At 65.0% G+C, this 24,632-nt stretch carries 19 protein-coding genes and 1 pseudogene; 10 read left to right on the top strand and 10 right to left on the bottom strand.

The window, feature by feature from the left end:
* Positions 1-68: 68 nt before the first annotated feature.
* On the bottom strand, positions 69-1,985 hold the full coding sequence (gene dnaK / locus shn_RS20770; RefSeq protein WP_064332092.1) for a molecular chaperone DnaK: 1,917 nt from the start codon (positions 1,983-1,985) through the stop codon (positions 69-71).
* A 1,191-nt stretch (positions 1,986-3,176) separates the two neighbouring features.
* Between dnaK and shn_RS35935 the strand changes: the two genes are divergently transcribed.
* A complete protein-coding gene (locus shn_RS35935; protein WP_145925970.1) occupies positions 3,177-3,545 on the top strand; it encodes a hypothetical protein in 369 nt (122 codons plus the stop codon).
* Positions 3,546-3,916: 371 nt separating this feature from the next.
* Positions 3,917-4,093 (top strand): hypothetical protein, encoded by a 177-nt coding sequence (locus shn_RS36480; RefSeq protein ID WP_168168935.1) that lies wholly within the window; start codon positions 3,917-3,919, stop codon positions 4,091-4,093.
* A gap of 9 nt (positions 4,094-4,102) precedes the next feature.
* Here the strand turns inward: shn_RS36480 and shn_RS20760 are convergent, their stop codons facing one another.
* The 5 genes from shn_RS20760 to shn_RS20740 all read right to left on the bottom strand — a co-directional run bounded on the left by shn_RS20760 (position 4,103) and on the right by shn_RS20740 (position 10,100).
* Positions 4,103-6,319, bottom strand: coding sequence for a transglycosylase domain-containing protein (locus tag shn_RS20760; RefSeq protein ID WP_064332090.1), 2,217 nt, complete (start codon positions 6,317-6,319; stop codon positions 4,103-4,105).
* Between the two features lie 156 nt (positions 6,320-6,475).
* On the bottom strand, positions 6,476-6,907 hold the full coding sequence (locus tag shn_RS20755; RefSeq protein WP_064332089.1) for a BA14K family protein: 432 nt from the start codon (positions 6,905-6,907) through the stop codon (positions 6,476-6,478).
* 100 nt (positions 6,908-7,007) lie between these two features.
* Positions 7,008-7,955: a lysylphosphatidylglycerol synthase domain-containing protein gene (locus tag shn_RS20750; RefSeq protein WP_064332088.1), complete on the bottom strand. Its 948-nt coding sequence runs from the start codon at positions 7,953-7,955 to the stop codon at positions 7,008-7,010.
* Positions 7,956-8,150: 195 nt separating this feature from the next.
* A complete protein-coding gene (locus shn_RS20745; RefSeq protein ID WP_064332087.1) occupies positions 8,151-9,542 on the bottom strand; it encodes a M20/M25/M40 family metallo-hydrolase in 1,392 nt (463 codons plus the stop codon).
* A gap of 117 nt (positions 9,543-9,659) precedes the next feature.
* Complete coding sequence (locus shn_RS20740; RefSeq protein WP_064332086.1) at positions 9,660-10,100, bottom strand: MarR family winged helix-turn-helix transcriptional regulator; 441 nt, start codon at positions 10,098-10,100, stop codon at positions 9,660-9,662.
* 428 nt (positions 10,101-10,528) lie between these two features.
* Here shn_RS20740 and polA point away from each other — a divergent pair, with 428 nt between their 5' ends.
* Positions 10,529-13,516 carry a DNA polymerase I gene (gene polA / locus shn_RS20735; RefSeq protein WP_064332085.1) on the top strand — a complete coding sequence of 996 codons (2,988 nt, stop codon included), beginning with the start codon at positions 10,529-10,531 and terminating at the stop codon, positions 13,514-13,516.
* Between the two features lie 219 nt (positions 13,517-13,735).
* Positions 13,736-14,659, top strand: coding sequence for an IS110 family transposase (locus shn_RS20730; protein ID WP_168168934.1), 924 nt, complete (start codon positions 13,736-13,738; stop codon positions 14,657-14,659).
* 30 nt (positions 14,660-14,689) lie between these two features.
* On the opposite strand, the gene shn_RS20725 is transcribed toward shn_RS20730, so the two are convergent.
* On the bottom strand, positions 14,690-16,495 hold the full coding sequence (locus shn_RS20725) for an ABC transporter ATP-binding protein (protein WP_064332084.1): 1,806 nt from the start codon (positions 16,493-16,495) through the stop codon (positions 14,690-14,692).
* Between the two features lie 308 nt (positions 16,496-16,803).
* Here shn_RS20725 and shn_RS20720 point away from each other — a divergent pair, with 308 nt between their 5' ends.
* On the top strand, positions 16,804-17,805 hold the full coding sequence (locus shn_RS20720) for a glycoside hydrolase family 5 protein (RefSeq protein WP_064332083.1): 1,002 nt from the start codon (positions 16,804-16,806) through the stop codon (positions 17,803-17,805).
* 103 nt (positions 17,806-17,908) lie between these two features.
* Here the strand turns inward: shn_RS20720 and shn_RS20715 are convergent, their stop codons facing one another.
* Positions 17,909-18,097, bottom strand: coding sequence for a hypothetical protein (locus shn_RS20715; protein WP_064332082.1), 189 nt, complete (start codon positions 18,095-18,097; stop codon positions 17,909-17,911).
* A 153-nt stretch (positions 18,098-18,250) separates the two neighbouring features.
* Between shn_RS20715 and shn_RS20710 the strand changes: the two genes are divergently transcribed.
* Both shn_RS20710 and shn_RS20705 read left to right on the top strand, forming a co-directional pair.
* Positions 18,251-18,832, top strand: coding sequence for a YigZ family protein (locus tag shn_RS20710; protein WP_064332081.1), 582 nt, complete (start codon positions 18,251-18,253; stop codon positions 18,830-18,832).
* Positions 18,833-19,138: 306 nt separating this feature from the next.
* Positions 19,139-19,798 (top strand): peroxiredoxin, encoded by a 660-nt coding sequence (locus shn_RS20705; protein ID WP_064332080.1) that lies wholly within the window; start codon positions 19,139-19,141, stop codon positions 19,796-19,798.
* Positions 19,799-19,944: 146 nt separating this feature from the next.
* Here the strand turns inward: shn_RS20705 and shn_RS20700 are convergent.
* Positions 19,945-20,930 (bottom strand): annotated as a pseudogene (locus shn_RS20700) (Gfo/Idh/MocA family protein).
* Between the two features lie 158 nt (positions 20,931-21,088).
* On the opposite strand from shn_RS20700, the gene shn_RS20695 reads away from it, so the two are divergent.
* On the top strand, positions 21,089-22,039 hold the full coding sequence (locus shn_RS20695; RefSeq protein ID WP_064332079.1) for an aldo/keto reductase: 951 nt from the start codon (positions 21,089-21,091) through the stop codon (positions 22,037-22,039).
* Positions 22,040-22,042: 3 nt separating this feature from the next.
* Positions 22,043-22,486, top strand: a complete 444-nt coding sequence (locus shn_RS20690) for a GNAT family N-acetyltransferase (protein ID WP_064332078.1) — start codon at positions 22,043-22,045, stop codon at positions 22,484-22,486.
* A gap of 21 nt (positions 22,487-22,507) precedes the next feature.
* On the opposite strand, the gene shn_RS20685 is transcribed toward shn_RS20690, so the two are convergent.
* Positions 22,508-23,398, bottom strand: coding sequence for a LysR family transcriptional regulator (locus shn_RS20685; RefSeq protein ID WP_064332077.1), 891 nt, complete (start codon positions 23,396-23,398; stop codon positions 22,508-22,510).
* 152 nt (positions 23,399-23,550) lie between these two features.
* Between shn_RS20685 and shn_RS20680 the strand changes: the two genes are divergently transcribed.
* On the top strand, positions 23,551-24,549 hold the full coding sequence (locus shn_RS20680; RefSeq protein WP_064332076.1) for an aldo/keto reductase: 999 nt from the start codon (positions 23,551-23,553) through the stop codon (positions 24,547-24,549).
* Positions 24,550-24,632: the final 83 nt, after the last annotated feature.

Below are 24,632 nucleotides of genomic sequence, written 5' to 3'. Positions count from 1 at the left end.
GCTGACTTCCGCCTTCTCGCTATCCGTTGCACCGGCCGCGAGAGAGCGCGGCCGGCAGTTCAGGAGGCTCAGGCCGACTTCTTGCGGTCGTCCTCGTCCTTGACTTCCTCGTAGTCGGCGTCGACGACATTGTCGCCGGCCTCGCCCGAGGCAGAAGAAGCGTTCTCCTCGGCCTGCTGGGCCTCGTAGATCGCCTGACCGAGCTTCATGGAGACTTCCATGAGCGTGTTGGTCTTCGCCTTGATGTCGTCCGCATCGGGCTCGGAGGCCTCGACGGCGGTCTTCAGCGCGGCGATGGCGTCCTCGATGGCCTTGCGGTCGGCCTCGGAAACCTTGTCGCCATATTCCTTCAGCGACTTTTCCGAGGAGTGGATCAGGCTTTCGGCCTGGTTCTTCGCCTCGACGCCCTCGCGGCGCTTCTTGTCGGCCTCGGCATTGGCCTCGGCATCCTTGACCATCTTCTCGATGTCCGCGTCGGAAAGACCGCCGGAGGCCTGGATGCGGATCTGGTGCTCCTTGCCGGTGCCCTTGTCCTTGGCCGAGACCTGCACGATGCCGTTGGCGTCGATGTCGAAGGTGACTTCGATCTGCGGCATGCCGCGCGGGGCCGGCGGAATGCCGACGAGGTCGAACTGGCCGAGCAGCTTGTTGTCCGCCGCCATTTCGCGCTCGCCCTGCGAGACGCGGATGGTCACGGCCGACTGGTTGTCCTCAGCAGTCGAGAAGGTCTGGCTCTTCTTCGTCGGGATCGTCGTGTTGCGCTCGATCAGACGGGTGAAGACGCCGCCCAGCGTTTCGATGCCCAGCGACAGCGGGGTCACGTCGAGGAGCAGGACGTCCTTGACGTCGCCCTGCAGAACGCCGGCCTGGATGGCGGCGCCCATGGCGACCACTTCATCCGGGTTGACGCCCTTGTGCGGCTCCTTGCCGAAGAGCTGCTTGACGGTTTCCTGCACCTTCGGCATGCGGCTCATGCCGCCGACGAGAACGACTTCGTCGATCTCGGCTGCCGAAACGCCGGCATCCTTGAGGGCTGCCTTGCAGGGCGCGACGGTGCGCTGGATGAGATCGTCGACGAGCGCTTCGAACTTGGCGCGGGTCAGCTTCATCGTCAGGTGCTTCGGACCGGTCGCATCCGCCGTGATGAACGGCAGGTTGATCTCGGTCTGCTGCGAGGACGAGAGCTCGATCTTGGCCTTCTCGGCGGCTTCCTTGAGGCGCTGAAGGGCGAGCTTGTCGTTCTTCAGGTCGACGCCCTGGTCCTTCTTGAACTCGTCGGCGAGGTAGTTGACCAGACGCATGTCGAAGTCTTCACCGCCGAGGAAGGTGTCGCCGTTGGTCGACTTCACTTCGAAGACGCCGTCGCCGATCTCCAGCACCGAGATGTCGAACGTGCCGCCGCCAAGGTCGTAGACGGCGATGGTCTTGCCGTCCTTCTTGTCGAGGCCGTAGGCGAGCGCGGCGGCCGTCGGCTCGTTGATGATGCGCAGCACTTCAAGACCCGCGATCTTGCCGGCGTCCTTGGTCGCCTGGCGCTGCGCGTCGTTGAAGTAGGCCGGAACCGTGATGACGGCCTGGGTGACGGTCTCGCCGAGGTAGGATTCGGCGGTTTCCTTCATCTTCTGAAGGATCATCGCGGAGATCTGCGAGGGGGAATAACCCTTGCCGCGGGCATCGACCCAGGCATCGCCATTGTCGCCCTTGACGATCTTGTAGGGAACGAGGCCCTTGTCCTTCTCGACGAGCTTGTCGTCGTAGCGGCGGCCGATGAGGCGCTTGACGGCGAAGAGGGTGTTTTCCGGATTGGTGACCGCCTGGCGCTTGGCCGGCTGGCCGGTCAGCCGCTCACCGTCTTCGGTGAAGGCGACCATGGAAGGCGTCGTGCGCGCGCCTTCGGCATTTTCGATAACTTTCGCGTCCTTGCCATCCATGACGGCGACGCAGGAATTGGTCGTCCCGAGGTCGATACCGATTACTTTAGCCATGTCATTCTCTCCTTGAAGCGAACTGCCGGAACCCATTCAGGCATTCGATTGGCAGCCCCTAATGGTATGGTCTTCACGAAAGCATGGGCCGCAGCCCTGCCTTGCGGCGTATATAAGGAGCCCTCCAGACGACTGCAAGACATTGCCGGGCCGCAAAGCTCGCAAAATCAGCGCGTCCGATGGATTTGGTGTACCGCCCTCGCAACCCGCAATCAACCACAATCCTCTCCGGTGTTTCAAGCAACGGATCGAGGTCTTGGCGGCTCCCGGAGAGATGGGATCCTAAGGCCCGGAAATGTAGAACATCCGGCATGAACGGAGGCGTCGAATAGAGAGCGACGGAAGGAAACATATAATATTTTCCTTCACTTGTACGCAGTGTAAAATTTTTCTTGAGGTTAATTTATCCCCGTCGCCGCCAACGCGCGCACACTTTTCCGACTGAATAGCGAGCGGATTGTGTGGCAATGATCTCGACGGACCCTACCGAACCAAGCTTTTTACAATCAAGCTACCGATATGCGGCGATAACAGTCGAAATCCGCGCGCTGGCCTTCTCTCTTCGACTAAAGGCCGGCTTCCGCGCCGACCAACCGCGTGTCCCCGCAGGCAATCCCGACGGCGGGCAATGGGTCGACGAAGGTTCCGGCGTCCGGCCAATCCTCGTCAGCCGTCGAGGACCTCGCGGCGGAGGACAGATCCGTATCCTCGGGAGATGGCAGGCCGTGACGCCCTCGCAGGAGGCGCGCTTGGCGGTCAGCGTCGGCCGAATGCAGGAGGCACTGCGGGGCATTCACAGGCGCGAACCGAACTGGAAACCGACGCCGCACGTATACGAAACGGTTGAGGGACTGATACGGGCCAACGAAGCAACGGCACAGGAGGCGATGCTCCGAGCGCTCCAGTTAAAATTACCTCGGACCGGTATCGGGCCGTTTGCAAAGGAGTGAATTGCCGCACCAGCAACCAATAAGCGGCTTACCAGAGCGGAGCAGGCGGATATTGATCGCATAGGCCGGGCGTACGGATGTCATTGGTGTGGTACAAAGACGTCGGGAACGCCACAGGGCCATTTTGTCGGCGACCATCAGGTGCCAAAATCGTTGGGCAAACCTAGCAGGATTTATCCACACTGCTGGTGGTGCGGAAAATCACAAGGCGGCTTGATATCAAAGGGAAGCTATTGAGGTCATGTCTGTTGAAACGCTTACAATCGCTCCAGAATATCTTAGCATCTATATCGCCGGCCGCACCGGTGTCGATATTCCAATGCACATGGATCGACAGGGAATCTTTGCATCGCCTCAGTGTATAAACGTTCCTGCCTATGACTGGAATCATGGAGACACGAATGTCACTTTCGGCCCGTTCGATGAGCTGAATGAAACAGCCGAACCGGCATTTGATGGATTTCTCAAAACTTCACACAGGCGGCTTATTGTTTTTGGCGCAACAGTATCTGAGTACGTCAGCACAACAGTTCCATCAACAAAAACGCGAATCCGCATTTGGCTCGATCATCCAATTGAGCCTTCAAATGTCGTTATTGCTTGGGGATAAGAAATCTAGTAATGTGCTGCGGCAGCACTATTGCAAATTACATTTAATCTATAGAATATTTCTATAAATGGTATGACGTTATGACTGCTTCGAACCATAACATGTTTATTATCTCTTGGAGACAGAAAGGCACGCTTGGCGAGAAGATGCTGCTCAAAGGAGGTGGAACACCTTAGGATAGCTACTCTTCGCTTCAGCATCACTGCCTTAATACAGCAGAATTTATCTGGCAAACCGGGATATACGCGACATTCCTTACAATCTCAGGAAAAAAATTCATTCCGTCTGCTCCCGATTGCATCAGTATTCCATGCACATATTGAAATGATGGCGACACCAGTTTTTCCGTTGTAGAAGCTTCGGAAATAACCATGTCGACGCCACCGACATTCGACGGGTTTCTCGACACGCCCGACAAAAGGCTTGTCTTCTTCGATGCCAACGAGCCGGAGTTTGCCAGCGTATCGGTGCCCCCCGTCAAAACGCGCATTCGGATCTGGATCGATCATCCGAGGGAGCCGGAAAATGCCGTCATCGCCTTCGGATGAACGCGACCGTCAGCCCCCCAGCAGCACGTCGAGGAGCGTCGTCCGGCGCGTGCCGGTCTGTCCCTGCTGGCCGACGTCTGCGGGCGGCGTAAGGCCGTCGTCGAGCGGAACGGTGCCCGTCTCGCCGTTCGCCACCGCCTGCCCGTCGCGGGCGGGCTCGTTGCCCAGCGTGCGGGAGATGATGTCGAAGAGCTGGTCGCCTTCCGGGGCCGGTTCCGTCCCGTCCACGACAGGATCTCCGCCAGCCGTGCCGAAGAGCGGCGAAGGCGCAAGGCCCTCATGGGCGGCGGTCATGAACTGGCTCCAGGCCTTCGCGGGAAGCCCGCCGCCCGTCACCTTCTTCATCGACTTGCCGTCGTCGTTGCCGAACCAGACGCCGGTCGTCAGGTTGCTGGTGTAGCCGACGAAAAGCGCGTCGCGGAAGGACTGCGTCGTGCCCGACTTGCCGGCCGCCGGCCAGCCGGGAATGCGGGCATTCTTGCCGGTGCCCTCGGTGATGACGCGCATCATCATGCCGTTCATCTGGGAGACGATGCCAGGCTCCAGCACGCGCGGCGGGTTGTCGTAGGTATTCTCGTAGAGCACCCGGCCGTCGGCCGTCGAAATGCGGCGGATGATGTGCGGCGTCGCCTTGTAGCCGCCGTTCATGAAGGGGGCGTAGGCGGCGGTCAGCTCGACCAGCGTCACCTCCGACGTGCCGAGCGCGATCGAGGCGTTCGACTGAAGCTCCGATTCGATGCCGAGCCTGCGGGCGAGTTTTATGACGTCGTTCGGGCCGACCTCCATGACGAGCTGGGCGGCGATCGTGTTCAGCGACTGGGCGAGCGCGGAGGAGAGCGTCACCTCGCCGCGATACTTCTGGTCGTAGTTCTCCGGCGTCCACTTGCCGATCCTGACCGGCGCGTCGTTGCGCACGGAAAGCGGCGAGCGGCCGGCTTCCAGCGCCGCCGCATAGACGAAGGGCTTGAAGGCGGAGCCCGGCTGGCGCTTGGCCTTGGAGGCGCGGTCGAACTGGCTTTCCGCATAGTCCCGCCCGCCGACGAGGGCCCGGATGGCGCCGGTGCCATCGATCGAGACGAGGGCGGCCTGTGAGGCGTTCGACTTTTCGCCCTCCTTGTCGAGGAGCGCGGTGATCGCCGCGTCGGCCTTCTTCTCGAGGTCGAGGTCGATCGTCGTGTCGATGACGAGGTCTTCGGTGATGTCGCCGATCATGCCCGGCAGCTGGGCCATGACCATGTCGGCGGCATAATGCTGGGCGCCGGACCAGTAGCTCTTCGCCCGCGCCGGCGTCTGCGACATGGCAGTCTTGATCTCGGTGTCGGTGACGAAGCCCTCTTCGCGCATCGCGCCGAGCACGATCTGCGCACGCGCTTCCGCCGCCTCGGGGTCGCGCGCCGGGGAGAGGCGCGAGGGCGCCTTCAGGAGGCCGGCGAGGAGGGCGGCCTCGCCGAGATTGACGTCCCGCGCCGACTTGTTGAAGTAGCGCCGCGCCGCGGCCTCGACGCCGTAGGAATTCGAGCCGAAGAAGACGCGGTTGAGATACATCGCCAGGATCTGGTCCTTGGAATATTTGTGCTCCAGCCAGAAGGCGAGCAGAACTTCCTGAACCTTGCGCTCCAGCGTGCGCTCCGGCGAGAGGAACATGTTCTTGGCGAGCTGCTGGGTCAGCGTCGAGCCGCCCTGCACCATGCGGCCGGTGGTGATGTTGGTGAGCATGGCGCGGGCAAGGCCGAGCGGATCGATGCCGAAATGCGAATAGAAGCGCCGGTCCTCGATGGCGATGACGGCTTGCGGGATATAGGGCGACATGTTCTCCAGCGACAGCGCCTCGCCGCCTGTCGCGCCGCGATTGGCGATGGCCTCGCCGCTGACCGCGAGGATCTTGATGTTCGGCGGCCGATCGGGGATCGACCAGCTCGTGGCGCTCGGCATGCGTGCGCCGTAGTAGAGGACGAGGCCGCCGACGCCGATGGCGCCCCAGATGCCGAGCACGACGCACCAGTAGAAGAGCCGGCGGAAGAGGCCGAAGAAACCGCCGCCGCCCGCCTGCCGGCGCCCGCCGGAACCTCGCCTCGGCCGCTCGGCCCTCTGCGGCTTGCCGCGCCCCTTGCGGCCGCCGCCTGCCACGCGATCTCCCGCGCCGACGTGGAAATCATCCTCGTCGTCGTGCCCTCCCGATCCCCGGAAGGACGGTTCGATGCGCTGGGATTTGCGATTGGCTGCCATAAGCGGTCGGATACACCCTCGAAAAGATCACCGTCCGGTGGACCTTAAATGCGGCGATTTAAGGGGTCGTTAAGAACCGGTGAACAGGCGGGCGACAGTTTGAGGGGGATTTGAGAGAAAGATCGGGCGGCCTTGCGGGCCGCCCGTAAAATCACCTCAATAGTAAGGCGAGAGGCACTGGCGGCGGGCGCCATAGTTGGGCTGGAACGTGTTGTCATAGGCCCGGTACGAGCGATAGCGCGCATAGCACCATTCGGTGTGGCGCGGATTGATGCCCTCGTAGCGCGGCTGGGCGTAGCCGTCATTGGCGATCGCGCCGCCGATGATCGCGCCCGCACCGAAGGCGGCCAGCGGATACCACCAGCCGTCCGAGTGCCGGCGATAGCCGCGACGCTCGTAGCGATAGCCGCGATGGCCATTGTGCCAGCCACGACGCTCGCGACGCCACTGCACCTCCTGCACATCGCTCGCCTGAGAAGCGCCGACCTTCGGCATCGGCATGGCGAAGGCCGGTGCGGATACGAATGTCGTGGCGAACATGGCGACGGCCATGGCGGCGGCAATACCGCCCTTGATCGTTGTCTTCATGTCGATCTCCCTTGGATAGTCACTGTTTTACAGTGATCAAGACGGATGACAGCATGAAACAATTCGACTGAATGCAAGATGAACCGAACTTCTCCACGTCTCAATCCTCGCCATTGCCCAGCCGGCTGAGGAAACGCTGCCGTTCGAAGACGAGAATGACCACCAGCGCCATGATGAACGGGATGATCAGGTAGAACAGCCGGAAGACGGCGAGCGCGGCCAGCACCGCCGCCGGATCCATGTCCGGCAGGCCGGCGATGAAGACGAGTTCCAGGACGCCGATGCCGCCCGGCGCGTGGGAGAGCAGCGCCACCGAGAAGGAGGCGAGGAAGATGCCGAGCACGACGAAGAAGCCCGGATTGCCCTCCACCGGCAGCACGAAATAGATGATCGCCGCCGCGCCGATCAGCTCGATGGGCGCGATGATGAGCTGGCGGAAGACGAGCGAGGGTTTGGGATATTCCAGCCTCAGCCAGCGCGTGTTGATCGGCCGGAAGCCGACGAGGCTGCCGACCACATAGAGCGCGACCAGCGCCAGGATGAAGACACCGGTCGAGAACGCCGCCTCGATCGGCAGGAACTCGGCGAACCGCCCGACGATCTCCGGCTCCAGCACCAGTACCAGGCCGAACAGCACGACCGTGCCGAGCGCGAAGGTGAAGGAGCAGAAGGCGACGAGGACGCCCACCTCCGATCCGGTCAGTCCCTTAGACGTATAGGCGCGGTAGCGCACCAGCGCGCCGGAGAACACCGAGGCGCCGATATTGTGCGACAGCGCATAGGTGGTGAAGGAGGTGATGGTGATGAACCACAGCGAGATGCGATGGCCGAGATGTTCGAGCGCCAGGTGGTCGTAGGCGGCGAGCGCCGCATAGGCGACGAGCGTGGCGCCGCAGGCCAGCAGCCAGCCGGAGACCGGAATGGCATGCAGGCTCGCCATGAACTCGTCGAGCGACAGGCCGCGAAGGTCCTTGTAGAGGATATAGACCGACAGGATGATCGCGGCGGTGCTGACGAGCGGCCAGAAGAACTTTTTCAGCCGCTTCATCCTGCCTTCCCCCCTGCTCCCGGCGCCCCATAGCCCGAGCAGCGAGGTGTTCTCGCAATCTTTCCTGATGCCATTCTCACCCTTTCCCCGTGTCCGGACCGTCGTCGCCTGTCCGCGCGCGGTCCTTGTTTTTGAGGAAACCAGCATTTCCGTTCCGTCCGGTTAATGCTGGCCTCCCATCTCATCACATCTGCGTCAGCGCGCCGCGAGCGCCGAAAGAATGCGCACCCACGAGCGGATGCCCTTTTCGAAGGAGCGCAGCTCGTATTTCTCGTTCGGCGAATGGATGCGGTCGTCCGACAGCGCAAAGCCGACGAGCAAGGATTCCATGCCCAGCATCTTCTGGAAATCGCCAACGATCGGGATGGAGCCGCCCATGCCGATGACGACGGCGGGCTTCGGCCATTCGTCGGACAGCGCGTTCTTCGCCTTGCCGAGCAGGGCGGAATCGTAGGGAAGCTGGATGGCCGGCGAGCCGCCATGGGCATGGAACGTCACCGAGCAGTCCGCCGGGATTTTTCCACGCACATAGGTACGGAACGCATCGCGGATCTTCGCCGGATCCTGCTTGCCGACGAGGCGGAAGGAGACCTTTGCCGAGGCTTCGGCGGCGATCACCGTCTTGAAGCCCTCGCCCGTATAGCCGCCGGTGATGCCGTTGACCTCGGCGGTCGGGCGCGCCCAGGTGAGCTCCAGCACGGACCGGCCCTTTTCGCCCGAGGGGATCGACAGGCCGATCTCGCCCAGAAAACTCTCGGCCGAACTGCCGAGCTTGTCCCAGGCCGCCTTGATCTGCGTCGGGGTTTCCTCGACGCCGTCATAGAAGCCGTCGAGCGTCACGCGGCCGGTCTCGTCGTGCAGGCCGGCGAGGATGTCCGACAGGATGTGGATCGGGTTTGCCGCAGCCCCGCCGAAATAGCCCGAATGCAGGTCCCGGTCGGCCGCCTTGATGACGATCTCCTCGCCGACGAGGCCGCGCAGGCCCGCGGAGATGGCCGGCGTGTCGGCATCCCACATGCTGGTATCGCAGACGAGGGCGAAGTCGGCCGTCAATTCCGCGGCATTGGCCTCCAGGAACGGCTTGAGCGAAGGCGAACCGGATTCCTCCTCGCCCTCGAAGAGGATGGTGACGCGGCAGGGCAGGCTGCCCGCCGTTTCCTTGTAGGCGCGGCAGGCTTCCACGAAGGTCAGGAGCTGACCCTTGTCGTCCGACGTGCCGCGGCCGGTGATGATGCGCCGGCCCTCGCCGGCATCGCGCACCGCCGGCTCGAAGGGATCGTGGTCCCAGAGGTTCAGCGGGTCGACCGGCTGGACGTCGTAATGACCGTAGAAGAGCACATGCGGCGCATCGGGCCTGGCGCCGTCGTGATGGGCGACGACCATCGGATGGCCGGGCGTATCGCGCACCGTCGCGTCGAAGCCGAGCGAGCGCAGTTCCGTGACCAGCCACTCGGCCGCCCGGCGGCACTCGGCCTTGAAGGCCGGATCGGTGGAGATGGACTTGATGCGCACGAGCTCGAACAGGCGTTCGAGGCTGGCCGGAATGCCGGCGCTGGCGCGATCGAGGACGGGCAGGATGTTGGTCATGGATGAACCCCCAGGACATGGTGCGGGCGCGCTCTTGCGGTGCAACATGCAGCAAATCAAATGAATTTCGGCGCGACATTAGACCGATCGGCTCGGTCAGGGCAAATCGTATGACGATCAGAGGCGTGGATCGCGGCCGAGATTGGCGAGCACCATGCGCATATATTCCAGAAGCAGCTCCCGCTCGAAGCGCCGGAAGCCCCGGAAGAGCGTGTCCTCGGTGGCCGAGGCGGCCGCCATCGCGGTCTCGCGCAGCGCCTTGCCGCGGCTCGTCAGGAAGACGAGCTGGGCCCGCTTGTCCTTCGGGTGGCGCCGGCGGGAGATGAGCCCGTCGCGCTGCATGCGGGCAAGCGTGTTGGCCATGGTTGCCTGCTCGATGTCGAGCCGGTCGAGAAGCTCGCGCTGGGTGAGGCCGTCGCCGCTCCACAGTTCCAGGAGGACCGGGAACTGGCCGGGTGCGAAACCGGCCCCGTCCGCCCGTGCCTGAAGGGCGCGGGACGCCGCCTTCGCCAGGAGATTGGCGAGGTACGCTGCCGACTCCTTCCGGTCAAATTCCATGGAGCGAAAGCTAAGCCGGTTTTCGGCGGAAGACAATGGATCGCAGGCGATGCTTTGGCGACCGGGAGAGGCCATGTCTTCCTGCGCTCCCCCATTCATCAGCGCGGCCCCAGAAACGAGAAGCCGCCGACGACAGGAGGCTTGTCGCGGCGGCTTCTTCGAATGATGGACAAAGGCCCGGAGAGGGGGATGAGGCCTTTGTCCTTTGTCTGGCGCGGCGGGGGACAGGCCGGGTGCCAGACAACGGCTTTGATCAGGTGCCGATGATCAATATCTGTGGGTTCGAATGTGGCTTTTCAAGGGTTTCAGGCGCCCGGGAAAATTACAAATCGGTAACGTTCGTGTGAGGCTTTCCGGCCCCTGGAAAGGCCTGTTTGCCCGCAATGAAAGATGGACGCGGAAAGCCGCCCGCGCTATCCATTCACCCCATGAAAAAAGGTGATCATCTCTTCCTCGTCGACGGCTCGGGCTTCATCTTCCGCGCCTTCCACGCCATCCCGCCGCTCAACCGCAAATCGGACGGGCTGCCGGTCAATGCCGTCTCGGGTTTCTGCAACATGCTGTGGAAGCTCCTGAAGGATGCGCGCAACACCGATGTGGGCGTGACGCCGACCCATTTCGCCGTCATCTTCGACTATTCCTCGAAGACCTTCCGCAACGACCTCTACGACCAGTACAAGGCGAACCGCACGGCACCGCCCGAGGACCTGATCCCGCAGTTCGGCCTGATCCGCCACGCGACGCGCGCCTTCAACCTGCCCTGCATCGAGAAGGAAGGCTTCGAGGCCGACGACCTGATCGCCACCTATGCCCGCCTTGCGGAGGCGGACGGCGCGGATGTCACCATCGTCTCCTCCGACAAGGACCTCATGCAGCTCGTGACCGAGAACGTCTCGATGTATGACGGCATGAAGGACAAGCAGATCTCCATTCCGGAAGTCGTCGAGAAATGGGGCGTGCCGCCGGCAAAGATGATCGACCTCCAGTCGCTGACCGGCGATTCGACTGACAATATCCCGGGCGTTCCCGGCATCGGCCCGAAGACCGCCGCGCAGCTCCTCGAAGAATATGGCGATCTCGACACGCTGCTTGCCCGCGCCGAGGAGATCAAGCAGGTCAAGCGCCGCGAGAACATCATCGCCAACCGCGCGCTCGTGCTGCTCTCCCGCCAGCTCGTCACGCTGAAGACGGATACGCCGCTCGACACGCCGCTCGACGACCTGATCCTGCATCCGCAGGACGGGCCGCGGCTGATCGCCTTCCTGAAGGCGATGGAATTCACCACGCTGACGCGCCGCGTCGCCGAAGCCTGCGAGTGCGACGCGGGCGCCATCGCGCCGGCGGACGTGCCGGTCGAATGGGGCGCCGAGGCGCATGGCCCGGACCTCGACAAGGGCGACGTCGCCGGCCCCGCCCTCGTGCTCGACGGCAAGGAAACGGCGGCCGAGGCCGCTGCCACGCTGCTGCCCACCGCCGGCGCGGATGGCGACACGCCCTCGGCGCTCGCCAGGGCCCGCGCCGAACGCTTTTCGGCCGCCCCCATCGACCATGCCAGCTACGAAACCGTGCGGGACATCGAAACGCTGGACCGCTGGATCTCCGCCGCGCGCGAGACCGGCCTCGTCGGCTTCGACACCGAGACGACCTCGCTCGACGCCATGCAGGCGGAGCTTTGCGGCTTCTCCCTTGCGATCGCCGACAATGCCAAGGACCCGACGGGCACCGTCATCCGCGCCTGCTACGTGCCGCTCAACCACAAGACCGGCGTCGGCGATTTGCTCGGCGGCGGGCTCGCCGAGGGGCAGATCCCGATCCGGCCGGCGCTGGAACGGCTGAAAAGCCTGCTGGAGGATCCTTCCGTCCTGAAGGTCGCGCAGAACCTCAAATACGATTACCTCGTCATGCGCCGCCACGGCATCACCGTGAAGGGTTTCGACGATACGATGCTGATGTCCTATGCGCTCGACGCGGGCGCGGGCACGCACGGCATGGACACGCTCTCCGAACGCTGGCTCGGCCACAAGCCGATTTCCTACAAGGATGTCGCCGGCTCGGGCAAGGGCGCGCAGACCTTCGACATGGTGGATATTTCCCGCGCCACGGCCTATGCGGCGGAAGACGCCGACGTGACGCTGCGCCTCTGGCACGTCTTGAAGCCGCGCCTTGCAAGCGAGCGCATGACCACCGTCTACGAGCGGCTGGAGCGCCCGCTGGTGCCGGTGCTCGCCCGCATGGAAGAGCGCGGCATCACCATTGACCGCCAGGTGCTGTCCCGCCTTTCCGGGGAACTCGCACAGGGCGCCGCCGGCCTTGAGGAGGAGATCTACGACCTTGCCGGCGAACGCTTCAACATCGGCTCGCCGAAACAGCTCGGCGACATCCTGTTCGGCAAGATGGGCCTGCCCGGCGCCTCCAAGACGAAGACCGGCCAGTGGTCGACCTCCGCGCAGGTGCTGGAGGATCTTGCCGCCCAGGGCATTCCGCTGCCGCGCAAGATCGTCGACTGGCGCCAGCTCACCAAGCTGAAATCCACCTATACGGACGCCCTGCCCGGCTTCGTGCATCCCGACACGAAACGCGTGCACACGTCCTACGCGCTCGCCGCCACGACGACCGGCCGCCTCTCCTCCTCGGATCCGAACCTGCAGAACATCCCGGTGCGCACGGCGGAAGGCCGCAAGATCCGCACGGCCTTCATCTCGACGCCCGGCCACAAGCTGGTCTCGGCCGACTACAGCCAGATCGAGCTGCGCGTGCTCGCCCATGTCGCCGACATCCCGCAGCTGAAACAGGCCTTTGCCGACGGCATCGACATCCACGCCATGACGGCGTCCGAAATGTTCGGCGTCCCGGTGGACGGCATGCCCCCGGAGGTCCGCCGCCGCGCCAAGGCGATCAATTTCGGCATCATCTACGGCATCTCGGCCTTCGGCCTTGCCAACCAGCTCTCCATCGAGCGCTCGGAGGCCGGCGACTACATCAAGAAATATTTCGAGCGCTTCCCGGGCATCAAGGACTACATGGACCAGACCAAGGCCTTCGCCCGCGAGAAGGGCTATGTCGAAACCATCTTCGGCCGCCGCGCACACTACCCGGAGATCAAGTCGTCCAATCCCTCGGTGCGCGCCTTCAACGAACGCGCCGCGATCAACGCCCCGATCCAGGGCTCGGCTGCCGACATCATCCGCCGCGCCATGGTCAAGATGGAGCCGGCGCTCGCCGCCGCCGGCCTTTCCGCCCGCATGCTGCTGCAGGTGCATGACGAACTGATCTTCGAGGTCGAGGACGGCGAGGTGGAAAAGGCGGTCCCCGTCATCATCGGCGTGATGGAAAACGCCTCCCTGCCGGCGCTTTCGATGAAGGTGCCGTTGAAGGTGGATGCGCGCGCCGCGCACAATTGGGACGAGGCGCACTGAGCGTCCCCTCATCCTGCATAGCTACCGCAAGAGGGGGTGCCGCAACACGCCACCCCCCCTGTCTGTTTGAGATGTGGCATTGTGTTTGAGCGGAGGGGAACCCGTCCCCCCCATGGGTCCCATCCCGTCTGAGAGCAAGGGTCCCCTTCGCTTGGTCGTCAACCTGAACAGTTGCTTGGGCCTGCCACGAGCCCGCACGACATGGACAGGAGCTTTACCATGCCACAGATCATCGTCGGCTGCGATCTTTCCCGCGCCTTCATCGACGTCTGCATCAATGCCGGGCGCAGGACGTCGAGGATCGAGAACACCAAGTCCGGCATCACGCAATGGATCGTAACGCTTGAGACCTCCGCTCTTGTCGTCTTCGAGGCCACCAGCGGATGCGATGCTGTCCTCATGCAAGTCCTTGCGGAGCACGGCGTCACCTATGCCCGCGTCAACCCACGGCAGGCACGCGAGTTCGCCCGCGCGCTCGGCGTGCTTGCCAAGACCGACAAGGTCGATGCCAGGGTGCTGGCCCAGATGGGGCAGCGCCTTCCCCTGACCATCACCAAGCCGCAGGAGCCACAAAGGAAACGGCTCGCCGATTTCCTCAGGCGACGCAAGCAGTTGGTCGAAGCCCGAAAGGCCGAGAAGCTGCGCCGGCATAGCGCCGGGCAACCGGAATTGCTTCACGACATCGACAGCATGATCGCCATCTTCGACCGCAGGATCGAGAAACTGGACAAGCAGATCGCGGCCATCATCGGCGAAAGCCGTGACCTTGCGGCGCAGGCCCATCTCCTGTCTGCTGTGCCCGGTATCGGCCCCACCGTGCTGGCAACCCTGCTTGGAGAATTGCCCGAACTCGGCACTCTCGATCGAAGACGTATCGCCTCTCTTGCAGGACTCGCGCCGCATGCGCGTGAAAGCGGAACATGGAAGGGCACAAGGCGCATCTGGGGTGGGCGGAGAAAGGTTCGCGAGGCTCTGTACATTGCAGCCCTAACCGCAACCCGGCGCGTCCCTACCCTCATTGCCATGCGGGATCGAATGCGTGCCGCCGGCAAGGCCCCCAAAACCATCCTCATCGCTGCTGGACGACAACTCCTCGTCATCCTCAACGCCATGATCCGGAGCAACCGGCCGATCAGGCTATAAGTTCAAACACAGTTGCCCTCAGCAGGGCCGCTACGCCTCCGCGATCTCCGCATGCCCCGTCTGGATGTTCCAGAGATTGCGATAAAGCCCCGGCCGCTCCACAAGCGCGTCGTGCGAGCCCGACTGGATCACCCGGCCCGCCTCCATCACATGGATGGCGTCGGCGTGCACCACCGTGCTCAGCCGGTGCGCGACGAGGATGACCGTGCGCTTGCCCTTCATCTTGGCGAGCGAGCGCTGGATCGCCGCCTCCGTCTCGTTGTCGACGGCGCTCGTCGCCTCGTCGAGGATGAGGATTGCCGGATCGATCAGCAGCGCGCGGGCAAGCGCGATGCGCTGGCGCTGGCCGCCCGAGAGCTTCTGGCCGTATTCGCCGATCTGGCTTTCGTACCCGTCCGGCAGGTCTCGGATGAAGCCGTCGGCCTCCGCCATGCGCGCGGCGGCCTCGACCTCCCGGCGGCTCGCGCCCGGCCGGCCATAGGCGATGTTGTCGGCGATCGAGCCGGAAAACAGCGTCACCTCCTGCGGCACCCAGGCCATGCTCTTGCGCAGACATTCGCCGGACCAGTCGGCGAGCGGCACGCCGTCGAGGAGGATACGGCCCTTCTGCGGGCGGATGAAGAGGCCGAGCAGCTTGATCAGCGTCGACTTGCCGCTGCCCGTGGGGCCGACGAGGGCGACCGTCTCGCCCGCCTTGATGGCGAGGTTGATGTCGCTGACGCCGCCGGGGCTCGTCGCATAGCGGAAGGTAACGCCGTCGATCTCGAAGCGGCCGGAGACTTTCGCTTCGTGCGTGCCGTGCGGCTCGCCGCGCGGCTCGTCGAGCAGGCGCAGGATGCGGCGCGTCGAGGCCATGGCGCGCTCGTAGAGGTCGGCGATCTCGGCAAGGCCGGTCATCGGCCAGAGCAGGCGCTGGGTGAGGAAGACGAGCAGGCCATAGGCGCCGACCTGCATCTGCCCGGTCAGCGTCAGCCAGCCGCCGATCAGGAAGGTGGCGAGGAAGCCGGACAGGATCGCCATGCGGATGATCGGGATGAAGGCGGAGGAGACGCGGATCGCCGCCCGGTTCGCCTCGACATAGCCGCGGCTTTCCGCCGTCAGCGCCGCCGTCTCGCGCGCTTCGGCGCCGAAGGCGCGGATGGTCTGCAGGCCCTGCAGGTTGGTGGTGAGCCGCGCGCCGAGCCCGCCGGCCCGCGCCCGCACCGCATCGTAGCGCGCCTGCGCCCGGCGCTGGAACCAGAAGGCGCCGGCGATGATCGCCGGCACCGGCGTGAAGGCGATGACGGCGATCAGCGGGCTGACGATGAAGAACACCGCGCCGACGAGGATGACGGCGGAAAAGGTCTGGATCAGCTCGTTCGCGCCGCGATCGAGGAAGCGTTCGAGCTGGTTGATGTCGTCGTTCAGCACGGCGACGAGATCACCGGAGCGGTTCTCCTCGTAGAAGCTCGACGGCAGGTGCTGGGCGTGGTCATAACAGAGGATGCGCAGCCGGTGCTGCACGTCCTGCGCCAGGCCCCGCCAGAGGATCTGGTAGAAATATTCGAACAGCGATTCGCCGAACCAGATGAGGAAGGTGGCGATGCCGAGCAGGGTGAGCTGCTGCACGGGATCGGTGATGCCGACCTGCGCCACGAAGGAATCCTTGCCGCGCACCACCACGTCGAGCGCGATGCCGATCAGGATCTCCGGCATGACGTCGAAGATCTTGTTGATGACCGACGAGGCGACCGCCCGCATCACGCGGCCCTTCTCGTCGCTGACGAGCGACAGGAGAACACGCAGCGGATGGCGCTTGCCGGAGGAAAGGGGAGCGGACGTATCGGGAGCGGGCATGGAAGGAACCTGTTGTCGGGGCCGGCCGGTCGATCGGCGGCATCCTCGCCTCTAGAGCATTTTGCGGCCAAGTGGAATCACCGGGCGCCCGCATTCGGCAGATGACGGGCAGCGGGACGGTCGCATTCTCTTAATCCATTTCGCGAAAAGGCGGACCGCCTTAACACCGCCTTAAGATCGTGTGCGTCTTGATCGGCTCCCATGGACGGGGTGCGATACCCCACGGAACCAACCGGCGCCCGGCCGGAACGGAGGCAGGCGTGCAATCCCTATGCGGCGCGGCGGCGCGCTTTCGACTGGTGGCGGCCATGGCGGCTTTGATTCTTCCCGTTCAGGCGAGCGCGGCGTGCCTCAGCGGCGTGAACCTCGCCGGCGCCGAATTCGGCGAGGGGCGCGGCACCTTCGGCAAGGACTATACCTATCCGTCCGCCGAAACGATCGCCTATTTCGCCGGCAAGGGCTTCAATGCCGTGCGCCTTCCCTTCAAATGGGAACGGCTGCAGCCGCGGCTGAACCGCGGCTTCGACAAGGCGGAGCGCAAGCGGCTCACCGAGACCGTCAAGGCGCTGCGCGGCGCCGGCATGACCGTCATCCTCGACCCGCACAACTACGCCTATTACGGCGACAAGCAGGTCGGCTCGGCCGAGGTGCCCGACAGCGCCTTCGCCGATTTCTGGCGCCGGCTTGCCGAGGACTACAAGGACGACGGCGGCGTGCAATTCGGCCTGATGAACGAGCCGCACGACGTATCCGCCCCTCAGTGGCTCGCCTCCGCCAATGCGGCGATCGCCGCGATCCGCGAGGCGGGCGCGAAGAACCTCGTGCTCGTGCCCGGCACGATCTGGACGGGGGCGCATAGCTGGGAAGAGGAGCGGGAGGGCGGCGCCAACGGCACCGTCATGCTCGGCATCGAGGACCCCGCCGACAACCACGCCTACGAGGTGCATCAGTATCTCGACGCGGATTTTTCCGGCAAGGCGGACACCTGCACGCGGGCGGACGGCGCCGTGGCCGCACTGGAGCGCTTCACCGACTGGCTGAAGCGCAACAACAAGCGCGGCTTCCTCGGCGAGTTCGGCGGCGCGGCGGACAAGGCCTGCCTCGACGGGCTCGCCCGCATGACCGCGCTGGTCGGCAAGGAAAGCGCGGTCTGGACCGGCTGGGCCTATTGGGCGGGCGGCGACTGGTGGCCGGCGACGGAGCCGCTCAACATCCAGCCGACCGCCGACGGCGACCGGCCCCAGCTTGCCGCGCTCATCGCCGGCGGCGGGCTGCCGGCCAGGGCCGGCACCTGCGCGGCGCTTCCCTGACCCGCCGGCTCCGGCGCGATGTCGGAGCGGTCATTTCCCTCTGCATTTGCCCGACTACAGGAAATCATCGATGATTTCCTGTGGGAAGGGAGACTGTGCTGCCTTAGAAGAAGACGTGCAGCGGCCACTGGACCGGGCGGCGGGAGGAGGAGAGCCGGCTGCCCTCGAGCGGCAGCCTGTCTTCCGTCGCGCGGCCGGGCGTGTCGTCACTTGCGGATTGCTCGTCCTTCGGCTGGAAGCCGACGGGGTAGAGGTTGAAGTAACCAAGCGTCACGCCGCCGAGATAGATCATGCGGTAGGCTCCCGTTCCGTTTAACGTCCCGGTCAACATCATGGCGGAATCGTGGCGGCTGTCAATAGTCTACAAAATTAGTGCTCTATTCCGCCCTTGATACGCACCAAGCCGAGGGAGTACGAGGCAGCCTGACGCCACCGGGAAGACGCCTTGTACACGCTGGACCAGACAGAGCTGTTCGAAGAGGAGATCCGCAAGAGCCGGTTCCGCGCGATCGCCTGCCCCGTCGAGAGCGAGGCCGAGGCGAAGGCCCGGCTGGCCGAGGTCTCGGACCCCACGGCCAACCACAATTGCTGGGCCTGGCGCATCGGCCAGACCTACCGCTTCAGCGACGACGGCGAGCCGAGCGGCACGGCCGGAAAGCCGATCCTGCAGGCGATCGACGGCCAGGCGCTCGACCGCACGCTCGTCGTCGTCACCCGCTGGTTCGGCGGCATCCTGCTCGGCAGCGGCGGGCTCATCCGCGCCTATGGCGGCACGGCGGCCGCCTGCCTGCGCGCCGCCGCCAAGACCGAATATGTCGAGCGCGTCGCGCTGTCCGTCTCGCTCGGCTTTTCCGATCTCGCGCTGGTCAAGGCGCGGCTTTCCGCCCTTGCCGGCCTCGTGATGGACGAGGAGACCTTTCACGCGCGCGGCGCGCGCCTTGCCTTCCGCGTACCGGCGGAAAAGGCGGAGGAGATCAGCCGGATGATCGCGGACCTGACGAGCGGGCGCGCCGGGATCGGCAAGTAGACGGTTCGTGGACAAAACCGCGGCGCCCCTTGCCGGAATGGCGCCAGGCCCGGAAATTTGCCCTTCCGGTCAAAAGAAATCCCCTTCCATTTCCCGCCGGCTTCGCGGAACGGTTTGGCGCGTCATCCGCAAGCCGCCGAAAGCCTTCATCCCGCCGGCGCAAAGGGCGCAAAGATGCGCTCCCGCGCGGGCGGCAGGCGACGGCGGGCCGCTATAGGCAAGGCGTTTTTTTCGTTCTATCTACCCCTCGGACATATTTTTCGCGGGGCTATCCTGCGATCCCCGCATGAAAGAGAGGACCATCCCATGAGCCTGCGCATCAACGACATCGCTCCGGACTTCACCGCCGAGACCACCATCGGCCCGGTCAGCTTCCACGACTGGATCGGCGACGGCTGGGCGGTGCTCTTCTCGCACCCGAAGAACTTCACCCCGGTCTGCACCACCGAGCTCGGCGCCATGGCCGGCGTCGAGGGCGAGTTCCGCAAGCGCGGCGTGAAGATCATCGGCATCTCGGTCGATCCGGTCGACAGCCACGCCAAGTGGAAGGCCGATATCCGCACCGCCACGGGCTTCGACGTCGAATACCCGCTGATCGGCGACAAGGACCTGAAGGTGGCGAAGCTCTATGACATGCTGCCGGCCGCCGCCGGCGACACGTCGGAAGGCCGCACGCCCGCCGACAACGCCACTGTGCGCTCCGTCTTCGTCATCGGCCCGGACAAGAAGATCAAGCTGATCCTCACCTACCCGATGACGACGGGCCGCAACTTCGCGGAGATCCTGCGCGCGATCGATTCGATCCAGCTCACCAGCAAGCACCAGGTGGCGACGCCCGCCAACTGGCAGCAGGGCGAAGACGTGATCATCACCGCCGCCGTTTCCAACGAGGACGCCATCACCCGCTTCGGCGCCTTCGACACCGTCCTGCCCTACCTGCGCAAGACGAAGCAGCCGGCCGCCTGATCCGGCATTTCGCCTCCGCCCTTCAGGCAACGGAGGCGCATGTGAAATGAGGTGTTGCCTCTTGCCTTCTCCCCGGCGGGAGAAGGCAAAGCGGCGGCGCCGTGCCGCATGCCACCACTCTCGGGGCGGAGGTCGATGCCTTCGCCTCAGACCGGCTCCCAGCCATCCTTCTCGCTGGCGCGGTAGATGGCGTCGATGAGCCTCTGGTTGAGGCGCGAGTTTTCCAGCGACACGACCTCCTCGTCCCCCCGAGCGCCGCCCGGGTGAAGGCCTCGGCCTCGCGCCTGTACTGGCGGGCATCCTGGAAGCGGAAGAGCTGGCTTTCGCTGTGGCTCTGGTTGGTGAGCTCGATCTCCTCCGCCCCGTAGCGATCGGCATTGAAGGGCGACTTCACCTCGATGAAGCCCTTGTCGCCGTGGAAGACCATGACCTGGCGCTGGGCGAGCTGGGTGGAGACGTAGAAGGAAAGCTCGAAGTCGCCGAAATCGGCGCGCACGCTCGAATAGATGTCGGTGCCGAATTCCGGGTCGCGCTCCGTGCTCGCCTGCACGCGGACCGGCTCCTTGCCGGTGGAAAAGCGCGTGGTGATAGTCGGGTAGACGCCGATGTCGGGCAGGCCTCCGCCGCCGAGCGCCGGCACGTTGCGCATGTTGCCGGGGTCGCGGTTGAAATAGGTGAAGGCGCCCTGCACATGGCGCAGCCGGCCGATCGCGCCTTCGGCAAGCAGCGCGCGGACCTTGCGCCAGACAGGGCTGTAGGTGACCATGAAGGCCTCCGAGATCAACACCTTGTTGCGGTCGCGCGCGGCGATCAGCGCGTCGATCTCCCCGGCCTTGAGCGCGATCGGCTTTTCGCACAGCACATGCTTTCCCGCATCCGCCGCCTTGATCGACCATTCCACATGCTGGGACGTCGGCAGCGGGATATAGACGGCGTCGATCGTGTCCGAGGCCAGCATCTCCTCGTAGGAGCCGAAGGCATGCGGCACCGAGAAGCGGTCGGCCATGGCGCGGGCCTTGGCGAGGTCACGGCTGGCAATGGCGGTGATGACGCAGTTTTCCGCGTCCTGGATGGCCGGCACGACGAGTTCGCGGCCGATCTTGGCCGTCGACAGGATTCCGAAACGCAGCATGGTGATCTCTCCCTGATTGCGACAGGAGACTAGTCGCGAGGTACGTTCCTCGCAAGCGCGGCGGCCGGCAAAAAGTCGGATCCATGGCGTGCAAAGGCGCCGGCGGCGCCCTATGTTGCAGGAAGCCTTTTTCAGCACGAACCCTTTGGAGGAACCCCATGCAGTTTCGCGCCCTCGGCAAGACCGGCCTTTCGATCGCCCCCCTCGTCTTCGGCGGCAATGTCTTCGGCTGGACGGCCGACGAGAAGACCTCCTTCGACCTGCTCGACGCCTTCACCGGCGCCGGCTTCAACGCCATCGACACGGCCGACGTCTATTCCCGCTGGGCGCCGGGCAACCAGGGCGGCGAATCCGAGACGATCATCGGCAAGTGGCTGAAGCGCTCCGGCATCGCCCGCGACAGGGTGGTGGTCATCACCAAGGTCGGCTCCGACATGGGCCAGGGACGCCGGGACCTGCGCAGGCGCTGGATCGTCGAGGCGGTCGAGAATTCGCTGAAGCGGCTCCAGACCGATCATATCGACCTCTATCTCTCGCACTGGCCGGATCCGCAGACGCCCTACGAGGAGACGCTGGAGGCCCATGCAAGCCTCGTCAAGGCCGGCAAGGTGCGCGCCTTCGGCGCCTCGAACCTCGATGCCGGCCAGCTGCAGGCCTCGTTCGAGGCCGCCGACAAGGCCGGCCTGCCGCGCTACGGCGCGCTGCAGCCGGAATACAATCTCTATGACCGCGCCGGCTTCGAGGGCGCGCTGGCCGATCTGTGCCGGAAGGAGGATCTCGGCGTCATCACCTATTACAGCCTCGCCTCCGGCTTCCTGACCGGCAAGTACCGCACGAAGGCGGACACGGAGGGCAAGGCCCGCGGCGAGGGCGTCGTGCACTATCTCGACGACAAGGGCCTGCGCATCCTCGCCGCCCTCGACAAGGTGGCCGCCGAGACCGGCGCGACGCCGGCCGAAATCGCGCTCGCCTGGCTGATGGCCAAGCCTGCCGTCACCGCGCCGATCGCCAGCGCGACCAGCCTCGGCCAGCTCGCAAGCCTGATGAAGGCGGCAGCCCTCACGCTGAGCGCGGAGCAGATGGCCGCGCTCGACACGGCGGGGGCGTGACCCATGGCCATCACCATCCGCGATGCGCTGGAGGGTGACGAGGCCGCCTGGAGAAAGCTCTGGGCCGGCTACCTCGCCTTCTACGAGACCGACGTGCCTGAGGAGGTGACCGCCTTCACCTGGGCACGCATCCTGGATCCCGGCTCGCGCGTCTCGATGCGGCTTGCCGAGGAAGGCAGGACGGTGCTGGGCTTTGCCATCCACCACTACCACGATTCCACCTGGGGCATCGCGCCGGAAGGCTATCTCGAGGACATGTTCGTCGACGAGGGCACGCGCGGCAGGGGCATCGGCCGGGCGCTGATCGACGATCTCGTCACCATTTCCAGGCGCAACGGCTGGCGCGGCATCTACTGGCACACCCGCCAGGACAATGCGCGCGCCCGCAAGCTCTACGACAGCTATGTCGAGGCCGACGGGCATATCCGCTACCGGCTGAAAACCTGACACAGTTCCGTTGAGCCCGGGTCAGCCGCGGAAGCGGAAGAAATCGACGAAGGCGCGCAGCGCCGGGCGCATCTGCCGGCGCGAGGGATAGTAGATCGAAAAGCCGTCGAAGGCCGGGCACCAGTCTTCCAGCACCGCGACGAGCCGGCCGGCCTCGATATCCTCGGCGACGCGCTGGTCGAAGACATAGGCAAGGCCCGCGCCGTCCATCGCGGCCGCGCGCATCAGCCGCTGGTCGGAGACGATCAGCGGGCCGGTGACGTCGACCGTCACCAGCCGCCCGTCCTTTTCCAGCTCCCAGCGATAGATCCGCCCGCTGGAAAAGCGCCGCCGGATGCAGCGGTGCTGCATGAGGTCGCGCGGCTGGACGGGTTTCGGATGGCTCTCGAAATAGGCCGGCGCGCCGACGATGAGGCCGCGCCAGGGGCCGCTCGCCCGGACCGCGATCATGTCCGCCTCCAGATGTTCGCCGAGCCGCAGCCCGGCATCGAACCCCTTCTCGACGATGTCCTCGAAGCGATCGTCGGTCCGAAGGTCCAGCTCGATCTCCGGATAGGCGGCGAGGAAGGCGCCGAGCCGCGGCATGACGATCTCCTCGGCGGCGATCAGCGGCATGGTGACGCGCAACGGACCGGCGGGGCGGCCCTGCCGGTCCGCAAGCGCCTCCATGGCCGAACCGATGTCGGAAAGCGCCGGCGCCAGCGTGTCGAGCAGCAGGCGCCCCTCCTCGGTCGGCGCCACGGAGCGGGTGGTGCGTGCGATGAGGCGAACGCCGAGGCTCGCCTCCAGTGCCGAGACCGCATGGCTGACGGCGGAGGGCGCGATGCCGAGTTCAGCCGCGGCCTTGCGAAAGCTGCGCGTCTCCGCGACGATGGCGAGCACGGCGAGCTGGGAAAGCTGGGTCCGGTTCATTGTTCCAACAGATAGAACAAGCCGTTGGCTTTTGCAGCAATTTTCCGATGAGGCGCCGCGTCCTAGATTGGCCTTGCCCGGATGACGGCGGATCGTTCGCCGCCCGGCCGCGCGGACCCGCCTCCCGGGGTCCACAGAAGAAGGATTTCGCCATGAAACACAGACAGCTCGGTACCCTCGACGTTTCCGCCCTCGGCCTCGGCTGCATGGGCATGAGCCACGCCTACGGCCCCTCCAGCGACGAGACGGCGGCCATCGACACGCTGCACCGCGCCGTCGATCTCGGCATCACCCTGTTCGATACGGCCGAGGTCTACGGCCCCTACAGGAACGAGATCCTCCTCGGCAAGGCGCTGAAGCCGGTGCGCGACAAGGTGGTGATCGCCACCAAGTTCGGCTTCCGCATCGATCCCGCCAAACCCTCGGCCGAGATGATCACGGGTACGGACAGCCGGCCGGAAAACGTCAGGGCCGTCGCCGAGGCCTCGCTGAAGCGGCTCGGCATCGAGGTCATCGACCTCTACTACCAGCACCGCGTCGACCCGGACGTGCCGATCGAGGAGACGGTGGGCGCCATGGCGGAGCTGGTGCGCGCGGGCAAGGTGAAGGCGCTCGGCCTTTCGGAAGCCGGCAGCGAGACGATCCGCAGGGCCCATGCCGTGCACCCGATCGCCGCCGTGCAGAGCGAATATTCGCTGTGGACCCGCGACGTCGAGGAAAACGGCGTGCTGGAGACCTGCCGCACGCTCGGCATCGGCTTCGTGCCCTTCAGCCCGCTCGGCCGCGGCGTGCTCACCGGCGCGCTGAAGAAGCTGGACGGCCTTGCCGACGATGATTTCCGCCGCTCGCTGCCGCGCTTTGCCGCGGAGAATTTCGACGCCAACCTCGCGCTGGTCGCCCTCCTGGAGGAGATGGCGGCGGAAAAGGGCGTCGCCCCGGCGCAGCTCGCGCTTGCCTGGGTGCTGGCGCAGGGCGATTTCATCGTGCCGATCCCCGGCGCCAGCAAGGTGCCCCATCTGGAGCAGAACGCCGCCGCCGCCGAGATCGTCCTGACGCCCGAGGAAGCCGCCCGCCTCGGCGACCTCCTGTCGCCGGCGAAGGTGGCCGGCGGACGCTACTCGCAGCGCATGGCCTCGATGGCCAACCGGTAAGGAAAGGCCACCCTGCCTCTCCTCCGTCATGGTCGGGCTCGACCCGGCCATCCACAAGCTGCTGAAAGACTGGACCTCGGGTC

The sequence above is a fragment of the Shinella sp. HZN7 genome (genome assembly GCF_001652565.1).
Taxonomy (GTDB): Bacteria; Pseudomonadota; Alphaproteobacteria; order Rhizobiales; family Rhizobiaceae; genus Shinella; species Shinella granuli.
The sequence above is the reverse complement of the archived record's forward strand: the minus strand, read 5'-3'. Positions and strand labels throughout refer to the sequence as shown.